The sequence below is a fragment of the Shewanella dokdonensis genome (assembly GCF_018394335.1).
GTDB classification, from domain to species: domain Bacteria; phylum Pseudomonadota; class Gammaproteobacteria; order Enterobacterales; family Shewanellaceae; genus Shewanella; species Shewanella dokdonensis.
The window spans coordinates 1,899,510-1,914,827 of the sequence record NZ_CP074572.1 but is presented as its reverse complement, the minus strand read 5'-3'; the positions used below and the strand labels follow the sequence as shown (position 1 = coordinate 1,914,827).

The window sequence follows — 15,318 nt, the reverse complement described above, 5'->3', positions numbered from 1 at the left end:
CTTAATGTAGAATGGCCGCAGGTTCCATGCTTACACATTAGATTTCCCATGCACTTTATCAAAACTGCCACAGGCTGCATCGCCGCAACCGACGCCACACCGACAGAAATTACCCCAACATGGTTTCGTGAATCTTTCTGGCGTGAACAGCAGTTGATCACCGGCACATCCAAAGGCCGTTATACCACTTGGTTTGTCCGCTACGCACAGCAACACTGGGTCTTACGTCACTACTGGCGTGGCGGCTTGATGGAAAAATTCAGCAAGGATGCCTACCTATTTACCGGTTTTAGACAAACCCGAGCCGTGGCGGAATTAGCACTGCTAGAGCAGTTGTACCAGCAAGGGCTACCAGTGCCGAATCCGATTGCAGCAAACGTTGAGCGTTTTGGTCTATGGTATCGGGCAGACATTCTGATCGAGCGCATCGCAGGTGCCAGCGATCTGGTGGCCATTCTGACACACACAGCATTGACTGAAACTCAGTGGCAGGCGTTGGGGGCCCAGATTGCCGAATTTCACTGCCGTGGTGTTTATCATGCGGATCTAAATGCTAAAAATATCCTGCTTAGCGGCGACAAATTCTATCTGATTGATTTTGACCGCGGCGGTTTTAAAGCCCCAGCACCACGATGGCAACTGGCGAATTTGCAACGGTTATTGCGCTCCTTTAATAAGGAACGGGGCAAACAACCAGCACTGGCCTTCGATGAACAATGCTGGCAATGGTTACTTAAAGGATATCATCAGGTTAATCCGCGGACTTAATGCCTGCCAGTAACTGCAACACTAACGTCGACTGCCGCACAAGTGCACCCTTGTTTGCGGCAACCACAGCTAAACTGGCTCGGCTGGCCTGCTGCCAGTGTGCAGTATCAGACCATAATCCTTGTATAGCTGCCGCCAATTGCGCGGCATCCGCCACGATTTGCATCGCGCCAGCGTCCACCAGCAACCCGCTGATCTCTTTAAAATCCCGATGATTAGGCCCTTCCAATACCGGTAGACCCAAGGCCGCCGGTTCCAACGGATTATGCCCACCATTGGGGATCAACGTGCCACCAACAAAGGCGGTATCGGCACAACCATATAACGTCAGCAATTCGCCCATCGTATCGGCTAACAACACTTGTGTGTCAGAAGTAATGGCGCCTTTCTGACTGCGTCGCACAAAACGCAGGCCACTGCGTTGAATCGCCTCAGCAGCATTATCAAATTGCTCCGGATGGCGTGGCACCATAATCAATAAGGCTTGCGGCCATTGTTGTAGCAGGGTTTTATGGCAATCTAGCATTGTTGCAAATTCGCCAGGGTGAACGCTGCCAGCAACCCAGACTGGCGAAGCCTGACGACCCCACTGTTGCCGCTGTTGTTTGGCGGCAGCAATTTTGTTTTCATCCAGTTGCAGATCGAATTTGAGGTTACCACATACTTGCACTTGGCTTGGCATAACCCCTAAGTCGATAAAACGCTGTGCTTCCGTGGCGGTTTGTACAGCAATGCGGTCCAGCAGTTGTAACATCGGGCGGCTGAGCTTCGGCCATTGATGATAATTGGCGGCCGATTTAGCCGACAACCGAGCATTCGCCAACAGCAGTTGGGCACCTTGCTGTTTTGCCTGATGCAACAGGTTAGGCCACAACTCTGTTTCCATAATAATCACTAATTGTGGCTGTAACTGTTTGAGAAAACGCCGAATGCACCAAGGCAGATCAAATGGCAGATACTGATGTTGCACACTGTGGCCTAACGCCTTGATCACTTCTCTGGAGCCTGTGGGGCTGGTGCTGGTCACCGTGATACTGAGATCTGGCCGCTGCTGTTGCAGTAAACGGATCATGGGTAAGGCTGCCAGTGTTTCCCCCATAGAAACGCAATGGATCAGAATATCGCTGTGGTTTAACTTGCTCAGGCCGAAGCGTTCCCCCAGCGACTGCGGTAATCGGCACTCTTAAGTGCCCGGAACACCAAATATAGCAGCAGCAAAGGTGTCAGCAGGTACAACAATATGGAGTAATAACGCAGATTCATCAGGCAATTATCAGAAGGTTCAACCACAATGAGGAGAATGTTAACATAGTCACTGCCGCTGCAATAACCAGGACTTGTGTTTGCCAAGGAACTCTATGAAAACCCGTGACCGAATCATCCAAGCCAGCTTGCAGTTGTTCAACGAAAATGGCGAACGCAGTACCACCACCAACCATATTGCGGCCCATCTCGGCATGAGTCCCGGCAATCTCTATTATCATTTTCGTAATAAAGAAGACATTATTCGCAGCATCTTTACCCTGTACGAAAATCATCTTGAATCCGCTTTTCAACCCTACACCCCACAACAGTTGGATGTAGAAGTCCTGATCAGCTACTTCGATGCCATCTTTTACACCATGTGGCAATTCCGGTTTATGTACGCCAACTTGGTGGATATTCTTGGGCGTGACGAGGCGCTGAAACAACGTTATCTGAAGGTGCAAACTCGGGTACAAACCCATGCGACCGAGCTGCTGACACAGTTGTGTCGCGATGGTTTTTTATGCGTTGCCCCCGATAAAATCAGTCGTTTGGCCGATAGCATCCGCATGATGGTCAGTTTTTGGATCAGTTATCAACTGACGCAATCCGATGGTTCCGGCATTACCAAAGCCACACTTTATGAAGGGGTGTTGCGGGTACTGATGATCTTCAATGGGTACGCCACTAGCAATTCGGCCAACACCTTTGCCCGCCTGGAGCAGCACTATAGCGCGCTCGCTCTGCGGCCACAGTAACCAGTGGCAATTAGGCAAAGTTATCGCCGTTTTCCACTGCGGCTGGCGGCGATGATGTATTAGCTTTATTAATCAGTTAACGCCATCAGCCCTACGCTGGCTAATCCGATGCTGTGGCGGATAAAAATCACTGTAGAGCCTTTAGCTTTAGGGTTAAAATGCCGCCACTCCACAAGTCAACATAATCAAACCAAGGAGACTTAAGGTGGCATCTTCCTCATTCTACGCCCAAATCCAACAACAATTGGCTGATACCAAAGCCGAAGGTCTGTACAAAAACGAGCGGGTGATTGTTTCCCCGCAACAAACGGCGATTCGCGTTGGCGAGCATGAAGTTATCAACTTCTGCGCCAATAACTATCTGGGATTAGCTAACCATCCGCAATTGATCCAAGCCGCACAACAAGGCATGGATGCCCACGGTTTTGGCATGGCTTCCGTGCGTTTTATCTGTGGTACACAGGACATTCATAAACAGTTAGAAGCCAAAATCGCCGCATTTCTGGGGATGGAAGACAGCATTCTGTACTCCTCCTGTTTTGATGCCAATGGCGGTTTATTTGAAACTCTGCTAGGTGCCGAAGATGCGATTATCTCGGATGCACTCAACCATGCCTCCATCATTGATGGCGTGCGTTTATGTAAAGCAATGCGCTTCCGTTATGCCAACAATGATATGGCCGATCTGGAGCAGCAACTGCAAGCAGCAAAGACCGCCAATGCCCGCCATATTCTGATCGCAACCGATGGCGTGTTCTCGATGGACGGAGTGATCGCTAACCTGAAAGGCGTGTGCGATCTGGCCGATAAATACGGGGCTCTGGTGATGGTTGATGACTCTCACGCAGTAGGTTTTATTGGCGCGCATGGCCGCGGCACCCACGAATACTGCGAGGTGATGGGCCGCGTTGACATCATTACCGGCACACTGGGTAAAGCACTTGGCGGTGCTTCCGGCGGCTATACCGCTGCCAAAAAAGAGGTGATTGACTGGTTACGGCAACGTTCTCGCCCATATCTGTTTTCTAACTCATTGGCGCCAGCAATTGTCTGTGCCTCTATCAAGGTGCTGGAACTGCTGGAGCATGGTGATCACCTGCGTCAATCCGTATGGGAAAACAGCCGTTATTTCCGGGAACAGATGACGGCGGCAGGTTTTACCTTGGCAGGCGCCGACCACGCCATCATTCCGGTAATGTTAGGCGATGCCAAACTCGCCAGCGATTTTGCCGATGCGCTGCTTAAAGAAAATATCTACGTTATCGGTTTCTCATTCCCCGTGGTGCCCAAGGGACAAGCGCGCATCCGTACCCAAATGTCGGCCGCGCATACCAAAGCACAGCTGGACAAAGCCATCGAAGCCTTTACCCGAATCGGTAAACAGCTGGGTGTTATCTAAAAATTTTGCAGGAATAAATGATGAAAGCTCTCAGTAAACTCAAGCCCGAACAGGGTATCTGGATGGTCGATGTGCCGGAACCCACCATGGGGCCCAATGACCTGCTGATAAAAATTCGCAAAACCGCTATTTGTGGTACCGATGTACACATCTACAACTGGGATGAATGGTCACAGAAGACCATTCCGGTACCTATGGTGGTCGGTCACGAATATGTGGGTGAAGTTGTGGGTGTGGGTGATGAAGTACGCGGTTTTAAAGTGGGTGACCGGGTGTCTGGCGAAGGTCATATCACCTGTGGTCATTGCCGTAACTGCCGTGCTGGCCGTACCCACCTGTGCCGCAATACCTTTGGTGTTGGGGTAAACCGCGAAGGCTGCTTTGCCGAATATCTGGTTATTCCGGCGTTTAATGCTTTCCGTATCCCGGAAGACATCAGCGATGAGCTAGCCTCTATTTTCGACCCCTTTGGTAATGCGGTGCATACCGCCCTGTCATTTGATCTGGTGGGCGAAGATGTGTTGATCACCGGTGCTGGCCCTATCGGCATCATGGCGGTGGCCATCTGTAAACATGTGGGTGCCCGTCATGTGGTGATCACCGATGTCAATGAATATCGGCTGGAACTGGCACGTAAAATGGGTGCCACCCGGGCGGTAAACGTTGCCAAGGAAGATCTCAAGCAAGTCATGCAAGACCTGAAAATGACCGAAGGGTTTGATGTCGGTTTAGAGATGTCAGGGGTGCCATCAGCATTCCATGCCATGCTCGATACCATGAACCACGGCGGCAAGATTGCCATGCTGGGGATCCCTGGCGGTCAGATGGCCATTGACTGGAGCAAGGTGATTTTCAAGGGCTTGGTGATCAAAGGGATCTACGGCCGCGAAATGTTTGAAACCTGGTATAAAATGGCCAGTCTGATCCAATCAGGCTTGGATATTTCACCAGTGATCACCCATAGATTTGCGATTGATGACTTCCAGCAAGGCTTTGATGCTATGCGCTCCGGACAGTCAGGAAAAGTTATCCTCAACTGGGATTAACGGCCACAGGGCACTGTACGGATGCAGTGCCCTGATGCAAAATGTGACATAAATCACTTTTACATCATCAGGATCAATATGAATAACTACCAGATAATCTCTGCCGCCTCACTGAAGCAACTGCAACAACAGCAGACTGGGGTACAAATCGTCGACATTCGTGATGCCGCCAGCTATGAGAAAGGCCACATTCCGGGCGCCGTCAGACTTGGTAATGATAATCTGGCAGAATTTATTACGCAGGCAGATATGGAAAAGCCGTTAGTGGTCGTTTGTTATCACGGTATCAGCAGCCAGAGCGCCGCTGAATATCTACATCAACAAGGATTTGATGAAGTGTACAGCCTGGAAGGTGGTTTCGCTGCCTGGCCTTGGTACGACTGATGCAGGAAATTGGCCGACTCCCCAATGAAAGAGCTGCACTGGCGCTGATTGACTACCTGCGCGGCCAAGGTATCGCCTGCCAGTTAGTGCACTTGGAACGAGGTGTCGCCATCTGTGTTGAGCAGCCGCAACAAGCCAATGTGGCGCGCAAAGCCTTCTTCGATTTCATCCGTAATCCGGGTGATAACAAATATCGCCAGGCCTCCTGGGAACATGGTGATAACCGCCAAGCGCCAGATTATGGTGCGCCATCGCTGCAACTCTTCAGCCAGTTCATCACCGGTGCTGGCCCACTCACGCTGCTGGTAATGGCGGCGTGTATCATTATCTTTGCGGTCATGAATCTGGGCGGCGAAGCAATCATATTTAATAGCCTCGGTTTCTTCGGCAGTTCCGCCGCTACCTCAGCAGCACAAGTGTGGCGCTTGTTTACTCCAAGCCTGCTGCACTTTTCCGCATTGCACATTGTCTTTAATCTGATGTGGTGGTGGATTTTAGCCGGGCGTATTGAAAATCGCGTTGGTAGCCAACCCTTATTTCTACTGCTGTTGGTGGCCGGAACCCTTCCCAATCTGGTGCAGTATTTTGTTGCTGGGCCGGATTTTGGTGGTCTCTCCGGAGTTGTGTATGCGCTGCTCGGTTACTGCTGGATAATGGGGCGTCTGAAGCCTGCGGCTGGTATTGAAGTGCAACCCGCCGTTGTCGGCTTTATGTTGCTCTGGCTGGCATTTGGCTTTACTGACATGTTTGGTCTGAGCATCGCCAATGGTGCACATTTGGCAGGGCTGCTAGTTGGTATGGCACAAGGCTGGCTTGATAGTCGCAAATAATATCTTTATCCGTTTTATTCTTTTACAAATTTCACAGTTCATTAAATATATTTAAAATCAATACATTATATAAAACAAATACATCTTGGCGACAGTCCACTATTGGACAATCATTGCCTCCCGGTTAATGTTAATGCCTTGTTTCTCAATGATTCTATCTGATGAAAAATCTGCTCTGGTTGTTGGCGCTACTGGCGGTAGGCTGCGCCCAACATGCTGATAAAAAGCCGCCAGCACCATTGACCGCGATTACCCAAGCCTCCGGCGGTGACATGCCGGATGTACAAAAAAATCTTCATTTCAACAAAGCTGAGCTGCATTGGCAGGTATTTCCAGAACAGCAACGCATTTCGGGACATGCGGTGTTAACTTTTACAGCCAAAGCCGCGTTATCGAATTTATCGGTAGATCTAGATCCACAACTGGGTATCAGCCAAGTGATGTTCAATCAAACGCCGTTGCCCAGTACCCATTGGCGTAATCCTGAAGGTCGGCTATTTATCCAATTGCCAGAGACGGTAGCGCTAAATCATGCCTTCACCATCACAGTTGATTATGCCGGCAAACCCCATGTCGCCAAAAAGGCTCCGTGGGATGGCGGATTTGTCTGGGCCAAAACGGCTGATGGTCAGCCCTGGATTGCGACCGCGGTTGAAGGGGAAGGCTGTGATCTGTTTTGGCCCTGTATTGATCAGCCAACGGGAGAACCCGATAGCGCTGAGTTATTTATCACAGTTCCAGCACCACTGGTTGCCCCGTCCAACGGTATATTCAAAGGCATGACCGAAAATGATGGCTGGCGGACTTACCATTGGCAGGTTAATCAACCCAACACCTATGCCATTGCGTTAAATATCGCCCCATATAAAAAACTGGAAGCCACCTATCACAGCCGTTTTGGTAACCGTTATCCAATGGATTACTGGTATCTGCAAGGTGAAGAGCAGCAGGCCCAAGTGCTATTTGCTGAGTTTCCAACACAGTTGGACTTTTTGAACAGATGATTGGGCCTTATCCGTTTGGCGATGAGAAAATGGGTGTGGTGCACACGCCTTTTCTAGGGATGGAACACCAAACGATCAACGCCTATGGTAACGGCTACGCACAAAGTATTTTTGGTTATGACGGTCTGCTGCAACACGAATTAGCCCACGAATGGTTTGGTAATCAGGTCACTAACGCTAACTGGGATGATTATTGGCTACATGAGGGTTTTGGCACGTACATGCAGCCACTTTATGCACAGTATCTGTGGGGCAATATGGCTTATAACGCCGAGCTGTACCAAATCCGCGCCAAGATAACCAACAAGGCGGCGGTAGTCTCTGGCCAATCACAAACAGAGGAATCCGTCTACGATGCTGAACGCGGCCCAGGGCAAGATATATACAACAAGGGTGCCTTGGTACTGCATACGCTACGACACTATCTGGGCGATGATAAATTTTTCCAGGCAGTACGCGAATTAGTCTATGGCACCGCAACCCCACAGCCAGGCAATTTCAAACCGCGCTATAGCAGCACCCAGGAGTTTATTGAGATTGTCAATCGCATCAGTGGCCAAGATATGCACTGGTTCTTCGACAATTATCTGTATCAGGCACAACTTCCTAAGCTCGCAGTAAACCGTAACGGGGAGCAGTTACAACTGCGTTGGTTGCAGACTAAATCGGCCTTTCCAATGCCGGTCGAAGTGATGGTAGATGGAGAACTTCACACTGTTGCCATGCCAACAGGACAAGGCAGCCTGAACATCGGCGCTGCGGCACGTGTACAAGTCGACCCGCAGCAGTACATTCTTAAAGACAGACCGCATTTTGCAATTTATCATGCATGGGAAAAAGCCCGTAGAGCGCAGGCGGCTCCGGCCAAGAACAAATCAGCCAAGAACCGTCATTGAGTTAAAGCGTAGGTTTAAAGCGTAGGTAAAGCCGTTCATCCACACACGGCTTTGCCACGCTACACTCACCATCGCGGTTTATGCCAGTTCCAGCACTTTAGCCACCAGTTTTTCAATACCGATATTGGCTTCGGCAATAGATCCCGCCAACATATACGCGGGGGTACTCACTATTTTGCGCTCACTATCCACCACAATATCAGCAACAGTCGCCTTGATGTGCTCGCCCCCATGGCACAAAAAGCGTTCGCCGTGTCTGCATCCGCACCAATAGTGCCTTTGGCTCCCTTGCCATATAACCTTGGGATCATCACTGGCGCAATACAGATAAAACCCACCACCTTATCGGCGTCAATAAACTGTTTAATGAAATGGCTGGCGGCTGGAGCCAACTGCATATCGGCGCCCAGCAACGCAAAATTACACAGATTCTTAGCCGCGCCCAAACCGCCGGGAATAATCAACCCGTCAAAAGCGCTAATCTCCAAGTCTGTCGTTGACTTAATATCACCACGTGCGATACGAGCCGCTTCAACCAATACATTGCGCGCTTCTGTCACCACTTCACCACTGAGATGATTCACCACATGCAGTTGCGGCATATCCGGTGCAAAACATTGATAATTTATGCCAGCTTTAGACAAAGCCAACAACGTCAGTACCGCTTCATGAATTTCACTGCCATCAAAAACACCACACCCGCTTAACAGCACTGCGATTTTTTTCATTAAAAATTTCCTTTTATGTCATTTATGTTTAATAAATGGTCATCAAAGTGTTGATCCGCTCAAAAATCATGCTAATTTATTTCTTCTATTCCAGCGAGTACTGCAGCCGCCAGTCTCCGCCGTAAATCTGGAAAAGGAATTTTAAGAAATCCACAACCAGGAAGATTTACACAAAACAGAATCCAGCTCACAAAAAACAAAATAAACTATAAAAATCATAATATTAGATAACGAGATCTGTTTGCTCCATATCTTGCCGTTATTTTATGTACTTTTTAACCCACAGACTTATCCACAGGCTGTGGGGTAATTTATCATGGCTGAAAATCCCCTGTTGTGGCATGCTTAAAAGCCTTCTCAATGCAGACAATACTAAGTCACTATGCCAAAAATTGCTGAAAATCCGTTGATCCTTGTGGATGGTTCTTCTTACCTTTATCGCGCTTACTACGCACCACCACATCTGACCAATTCCAAGGGTGAAGCCACTGGCGCGGTATATGGTGTTGTGAACATGCTGCGCAGCTTGCTGAGTAAATTTCAACCGCAACAGATGGCGGTGGTGTTTGACGCTAAAGGCCCGACTTTTCGCAATGAAATGTATCAGCAATATAAAGCACATCGTCCCCCGATGCCGGAAGATCTGCGCAGTCAGATTGAACCTCTGCATCAAATTATCAAGGCACTGGGATTACCACTGATTTGCGAGCCAGGCGTCGAAGCCGATGACGTTATCGGCACCTTGGCATTGCGTGCCAGCAAAGCAGGCAGAGCCATCCTTATCAGCACTGGTGATAAGGATATGGCACAGTTGGTTGACCATAATATCACGCTGATCAACACCATGACTGACACCGTTATGGGGCCAGCAGAAGTCTGTGAGAAATTTGGCGTTGGGCCAGATAGGATCATCGATTTGCTGGCACTGATGGGAGATAAAGCCGATAACATTCCTGGATTGCCTGGGGTAGGAGAAAAAACCGCATTGGCGATGCTGCAAGGTGTTGGCAGTGTCTCTCGGTTACTGGCCGAACCTGAATGTGTCAGCACCATTGCATTTCGTGGCGCCAAAGCTATGCCTGCTAAAATCCACGAAAACCGGTCGATGCTGGAGCTGTCCTATCAACTGGCCACCATTAAGACCGACTGTGAGCTAGAGCGGGATTGGCAACAACTGAATATTGAAGACCCTGATCGTGATGCGCTGATAAAACTCTACGGCGAGATGGAATTTAAGCGCTGGTTAGGCGAGGTGCTGGAAAACCGCTTACCGCACCCTAAGCACGAACGCACCAGCATTGGTGCCGCGGCCACAGTCGTCCCCGAAGAACCCGAGCAGCCAACCACTCTGGAAGCCAACTACGAAACCATTCTTACCGAAGACGCCTTGGCCCGCTGGTTAGAAAAACTGAGCACAGCGCCGTTAATCGCCATTGATACCGAGACGACCAGTCTCAACTACATGGATGCCGAACTGGTGGGACTGTCTTTTGCGGTTACCGCAGGCGAAGCCGCCTATTTGCCCGTGGCTCATGACTACGATGGTGCCCCCAAGCAACTCGCCAAAGATTATGTGTTATCACAACTGAAACCGCTGCTGGAAAATCCGCAAGTCCGTAAGGTGGGGCAGAATCTCAAATACGATATGAGCATTCTGGCCAATGCTGGAATTAAGCTGCAAGGCATTCAGTTCGATACCATGCTGGAATCGTATGTGTTCAATTCCGTCGCATCCCGTCACGATATGGATGGACTGGCATTGAAATACCTTGGTTACAAGTGCATCAGTTTTGAAGATGTAGCCGGGAAGGGCGCAAAACAACTGACCTTTAATCAAATTCCGCTGGATATTGCCGCCCCTTACGCGGCCGAAGATGCCGATATCACCTTACGCCTGCATCAACACTTGTGGCCACGGCTACAAAAAGAGCAGGGGTTAGCGCAGGTATTTAATGAACTCGAATTGCCGCTGATCCCGGTGCTGTCGCAGATTGAACGTAACGGCGTATTAATCGATACCATGTTGTTATCGCAACAAAGCGATGAACTGGCACGCAAAATCGATACATTAGAACGAAAAGCCTATGACGTAGCAGGCCAGCAATTCAACCTTGGCTCGCCCAAACAATTGCAGGAACTATTTTTTGAAAAGCTGGGGTATCCGGTCATCAAAAAACCCCGAAAGGAGCGCCATCTACCGCCGAAGAAGTGCTGGTAGAACTGGCACTGGACTATCCGCTGCCAAAAATTATCTTGGAGCACCGCAGCCTCACCAAGCTTAAAAGCACTTACACCGACAAACTGCCACTGATGGTCAATGGCAAAACCGGGCGGGTTCATACCAGTTATCATCAGGCTAATGCGGCAACAGGCCGCTTGTCTTCCAGTGATCCGAACTTACAAAATATTCCGGTGCGGACAGAAGAAGGACGCAAGATCCGGCAGGCATTTATTGCCCCCAGCGGCCGTAAGATCCTCGCTGCTGACTATTCACAAATCGAGTTACGGATCATGGCGCATCTTTCAGAAGACGCCGGACTACTCAAGGCCTTTGCTGACGGTAAAGATATTCACCGAGCCACCGCCGCCGAAGTGTTTGACGTAGCTTTTGAAACTGTAACGCCCGAACAAAGACGCCGGGCCAAGGCAGTAAATTTTGGTCTGATTTACGGGATGTCGGCATTCGGTTTATCACGGCAACTGGATATTCCACGTAACGAAGCACAAAGTTACATCGATATCTATTTCAAACGTTATCCCGGCGTACTGAAGTATATGGAGCAGACACGGGCGCTGGCCGCTGAACAAGGATATGTTTCCACACTCTTTGGTCGGCGTTTATACCTGCCGGAAATTCGTGACCGTAATGCCATGCGCCGCCAAGCTGCCGAACGCGCGGCGATCAATGCGCCAATGCAAGGCACAGCTGCAGATATTATCAAAAGAGCCATGATCAGCGTTGCTGATTGGATTGAGCAAGAAGCGAGTGACGATATCACCATGATCATGCAGGTGCATGACGAATTGGTGTTTGAAGTAAATGCCGACAAAGCCGAACAGTTACAACAACACGTCTGCAAGCTCATGGCCGCTGCCGCCGATCTACATGTGCCCTTATTGGCAGAAGCGGGGATCGGCGATAGCTGGGAACAAGCTCACTAATTGTCATCTATGCCCTACAAAAAGCTGCCAATGGCAGCTTTTTTCATAATTTTCGCAACAATCAGGCATAAAATTTTGCCTATTTATCTGCTAACTATCCCCATAGTGCTTCATTTCAGCAGTTGATAAATAAAATAACTACAATAAAAACATAGTAATACGAAAATATGTCGCAGTAGTAAGTCACAGGTGTGATCAATAAGGCATTCTTTATACGCAAAACAAAAAACTGTTTTCAAAATTACGTCTAATACGCTATTATCTCTCGCGTAGGGTACAGAGGTTAAGATGTTCTATCTTTCAGACCTTTATTTCACTTTTAAGTGATGCCAAATTCTGGCGCCCCGGCAAGCAATTGCCGGGGCTATTTTTTATGGGTAAATTAGAGTAATTACTTTAATTTGTAGTTAATCTGCGCTATTCTGCTCAGTGTTACCGCCAGACCCCAAATTTGGTGGTACTTGAGTCTTGTTGAAAATTTAGCTTCTCCCCAAAAGAGCTAATGGTATTGAGCCGAAGATCCTAATGATCCTCGGCTTTTTTTATTTAATGGGAAAAAATAACAACAGATTATGCAGAAGGTGCAGCGGCATTAATGGCATCCAGCAACCACTGTGGATGACACCAGTTATCGAGAATAGACAACACTTTTTCTTTACCCGTCCCTTTCAGTGCCGAAAAGGGTTCCACCATCACTTCACCTTGCAGTTCTTTCAGTGCATTACGCACCTCGTTTACCGTTTTCATGCGGGCACTTTGCGTGAGCTTGTCGGCCTTGGTCAATAACACCAATACCGACAAACCACTAGCAACCGACCATTCCACCATCTGGCGATCCATATCTTTCAAGGGATGGCGAATATCCATCAGAACTACCACACCACCAAGACACTCCCGGTGCTGTAAGTATTCTGCCAACGCCTGCTGCCATTTCAGCTTCATCGCTTGTGGAACTTGAGCAAAACCGTAGCCAGGCAAATCCACTAATCGACGCCATTCGTCAACCGCAAATACGTTGATCAGTTGGGTACGTCCTGGCGTCTTACTGGTTCTCGCAAGACTTTTTGCTCGGTCAGCGCATTCAGGGCGCTAGATTTACCCGCATTAGAACGCCCAGCAAACGCAATCTCGATGACAGAGGTTTGTGGCAAATGCTGTTCCAGATGTGCAATATCTGGCGCACTGATCAAAAAACGGGTTTTATGAAAATTGATACGGGTCGTCAAAAGGGCAACTCCATCAGCAAACGATTATGGTTATCGCCAATCGCTGTGCGACAAACCAGATTTGATTAAAATAACGATTTAGTTGTGTCATATTACCACGTCAATGACTGACTGCAGTCAGTCACAGAAACTTAACTGTTGGTTGTTATGAAAATACTTCTGTTTTTGGGGGCAACATTACTGCTGGCTCCAAACTTATCACAAGCACAAGCGGCACCAGTTCCAGAAAAGGCCGCAATTTGCAGCAGCTGCCACGGCATCGATGGAAATAGCGTGGTGGCAGAATATCCATCCTTGGCAGGTCAACGCGCACTCTATTTGCAACGTCAACTGCAAGCATTTCGTGCCGCCGCTCGCAGCAATAATAAAGAAGGCCGCGCGGATCCCATCATGAGTAATATGGCCGCAATGCTATCGGATGCGGACATCACGGAGTTGGCACAATACTACGCCCTGCAACCGCGCCAACAGCAGCCAGGCGCTGCCGCCGACATGGCGCAGACGGGGCAACAATTATATCAAGGTGGTGATTTATCACGCGATATCGCCGCATGTGCCGCGTGTCACGGGTTGGATGGCAAGGGCATGGCCGCCGCAGGGTTCCCGGCATTATTAGCGCAACATCCGCACTATCTTGTTGAACAACTACAGAAATTTAAACATGGCGAACGCAAAGACGACTATCAAGGAATGATGCAAGATACCAGTGCCAAATTAACTGAACAGGATATGCAGGCGCTGGCAGCGTATATTTCCTGTTGCCGGTTGATTAATGAATTGCTGCAATGTTTACGTAAACGTAAACATTAATCCCTTGACACGGATCACGTTCTTGTTTTTAATGTGCAGCGAATACAGATGTCCCAGCGTTGGCAACCTCTAATAATAATCAATGTCGGTTGGCTCTGTATCAAAGACACGGATGGTCTGCTTGGCGTTATGGATTGACGATGTTGTTGATGTCCGCTAATTACGCATCAACGCTGATGAGTGCGGCGACCGCCTCACCCCCAGAAAGGTCTGTAGACCACCAACAATGACACGCAGGAAGCGGCACGAAAAACAGGGATTTTGACCGGGAGAGTCGTTTAATACAGCATGGATGGCAGGTCAAATGAATCAGGTGTTAGGCACCACGATTGAGCGGCAGGCATACTGCCGCTTTTTTATGGCATAATCTCAACACCTTTTTGCCACTCGCCTATTTGATGCAACACTGTCCGCTCTGCCATCATGATGCCATCCGTCCGGTCTTTGAAGATCGCCGTCGTCACTTTTTGGTTTGCCAGAGATGTGCATTGGTCTTTGCAACGCCTGGTAGTTACCTACTGCCTGCCGCAGAAAAACAGCGCTATGGCAGAGCCCGTCGCGATAATAAACAAAAACAGTTAGCACAGTTCATTGCGACCTTGTTGCAGCAACTGCAAACACTGCAACCCAATGTCTTGGAAGGTCTAAACTTTGGCCGAGTATTAACGCCCGCATTACTTCAACCATTGCAGCAGTCGGGGCTCCAGTTACACCAATACGATCCGTTTTTTGCACCAGAGCATCAGTTATTGCGCCAGCAATATGACTTTATCTGTTGCTATCGGGTCTTTGAACATTTCCATCTGCCCGCCAAAGAGTGGCAGATTATCGTCCACGCATTGAAACCCGGCGCTTGGTTAGCCATCTCGACACCGTTATTACAGTCGGTGGAGATGTTTGCTAAATGGCATTACAAAAACAACCCTACCCATGTGAGCTTTTATCAACCACAAACCTTTGCATATTTGGCTGAACACAGCAGCCTACAATTAATATTTGCACAGAAGGACTTTGTTCTGATGCAAAAAGCATCATAATTTGCTATAACACGCGCCCCGGCAA

10 protein-coding genes and 4 pseudogenes are annotated in these 15,318 nt (G+C 49.0%); 11 read left to right on the top strand and 3 right to left on the bottom strand.

All coding sequences use genetic code 11. The features are described from left to right. The first annotated feature begins 36 nt into the window (after window positions 1–36). Complete coding sequence (locus KHX94_RS09220; protein ID WP_425314068.1) at window positions 37–768, top strand: 3-deoxy-D-manno-octulosonic acid kinase; 732 nt, start codon at window positions 37–39, stop codon at window positions 766–768. Here KHX94_RS09220 and waaA read toward each other — a convergent pair. Next, window positions 752–2,031 (bottom strand): annotated as a pseudogene (waaA, locus tag KHX94_RS09215) (lipid IV(A) 3-deoxy-D-manno-octulosonic acid transferase). The gene KHX94_RS09220 and the pseudogene waaA overlap by 17 nt on opposite strands. A gap of 95 nt (window positions 2,032–2,126) precedes the next feature. Between waaA and KHX94_RS09210 the strand changes: the two are divergent. The 7 genes from KHX94_RS09210 to KHX94_RS09180 all read left to right on the top strand — a co-directional run bounded on the left by KHX94_RS09210 (window position 2,127) and on the right by KHX94_RS09180 (window position 8,330). After that, window positions 2,127–2,771 (top strand): TetR/AcrR family transcriptional regulator, encoded by a 645-nt coding sequence (locus tag KHX94_RS09210; RefSeq protein WP_213683167.1) that lies wholly within the window; start codon window positions 2,127–2,129, stop codon window positions 2,769–2,771. A gap of 205 nt (window positions 2,772–2,976) precedes the next feature. After that, window positions 2,977–4,170 (top strand): glycine C-acetyltransferase, encoded by a 1,194-nt coding sequence (locus tag KHX94_RS09205; RefSeq protein WP_213683166.1) that lies wholly within the window; start codon window positions 2,977–2,979, stop codon window positions 4,168–4,170. A gap of 20 nt (window positions 4,171–4,190) precedes the next feature. Continuing rightward, window positions 4,191–5,216 carry an L-threonine 3-dehydrogenase gene (gene tdh / locus KHX94_RS09200; RefSeq protein ID WP_213683386.1) on the top strand — a complete coding sequence of 342 codons (1,026 nt, stop codon included), beginning with the start codon at window positions 4,191–4,193 and terminating at the stop codon, window positions 5,214–5,216. 78 nt (window positions 5,217–5,294) lie between these two features. After that, window positions 5,295–5,600: a thiosulfate sulfurtransferase GlpE gene (gene glpE, locus KHX94_RS09195; RefSeq protein WP_213683165.1), complete on the top strand. Its 306-nt coding sequence runs from the start codon at window positions 5,295–5,297 to the stop codon at window positions 5,598–5,600. Continuing rightward, complete coding sequence (gene glpG, locus KHX94_RS09190; protein ID WP_213683164.1) at window positions 5,600–6,430, top strand: rhomboid family intramembrane serine protease GlpG; 831 nt, start codon at window positions 5,600–5,602, stop codon at window positions 6,428–6,430. The genes glpE and glpG overlap by 1 nt, the downstream gene beginning before the upstream one ends. Window positions 6,431–6,591: 161 nt before the next feature. Continuing rightward, entirely contained in the window at window positions 6,592–7,434 is an 843-nt protein-coding gene (locus tag KHX94_RS09185; protein ID WP_213683163.1) for a gluzincin family metallopeptidase, read from the top strand. Continuing rightward, window positions 7,431–8,330: a M1 family aminopeptidase gene (locus KHX94_RS09180; protein WP_213683162.1), complete on the top strand. Its 900-nt coding sequence runs from the start codon at window positions 7,431–7,433 to the stop codon at window positions 8,328–8,330. Before KHX94_RS09185 ends, KHX94_RS09180 begins: the two co-directional genes overlap by 4 nt. Window positions 8,331–8,408: 78 nt before the next feature. Here KHX94_RS09180 and elbB read toward each other — a convergent pair. Further along, window positions 8,409–9,058, bottom strand: a pseudogene (gene elbB, locus KHX94_RS09175) (isoprenoid biosynthesis glyoxalase ElbB). 382 nt (window positions 9,059–9,440) lie between these two features. Between elbB and polA the strand changes: the two are divergent. Continuing rightward, window positions 9,441–12,220 (top strand): annotated as a pseudogene (gene polA, locus KHX94_RS09170) (DNA polymerase I). 570 nt (window positions 12,221–12,790) lie between these two features. Here polA and yihA read toward each other — a convergent pair. Next, window positions 12,791–13,446: pseudogene (gene yihA / locus KHX94_RS09165) on the bottom strand (ribosome biogenesis GTP-binding protein YihA/YsxC). 147 nt (window positions 13,447–13,593) lie between these two features. Here yihA and KHX94_RS09160 point away from each other — a divergent pair. Both KHX94_RS09160 and KHX94_RS09155 read left to right on the top strand, forming a co-directional pair. Then, on the top strand, window positions 13,594–14,256 hold the full coding sequence (locus KHX94_RS09160) for a c-type cytochrome (RefSeq protein ID WP_213683161.1): 663 nt from the start codon (window positions 13,594–13,596) through the stop codon (window positions 14,254–14,256). A gap of 398 nt (window positions 14,257–14,654) precedes the next feature. Beyond that, window positions 14,655–15,293 (top strand): methyltransferase domain-containing protein, encoded by a 639-nt coding sequence (locus tag KHX94_RS09155; protein WP_213683385.1) that lies wholly within the window; start codon window positions 14,655–14,657, stop codon window positions 15,291–15,293. Window positions 15,294–15,318 lie beyond the last annotated feature (25 nt).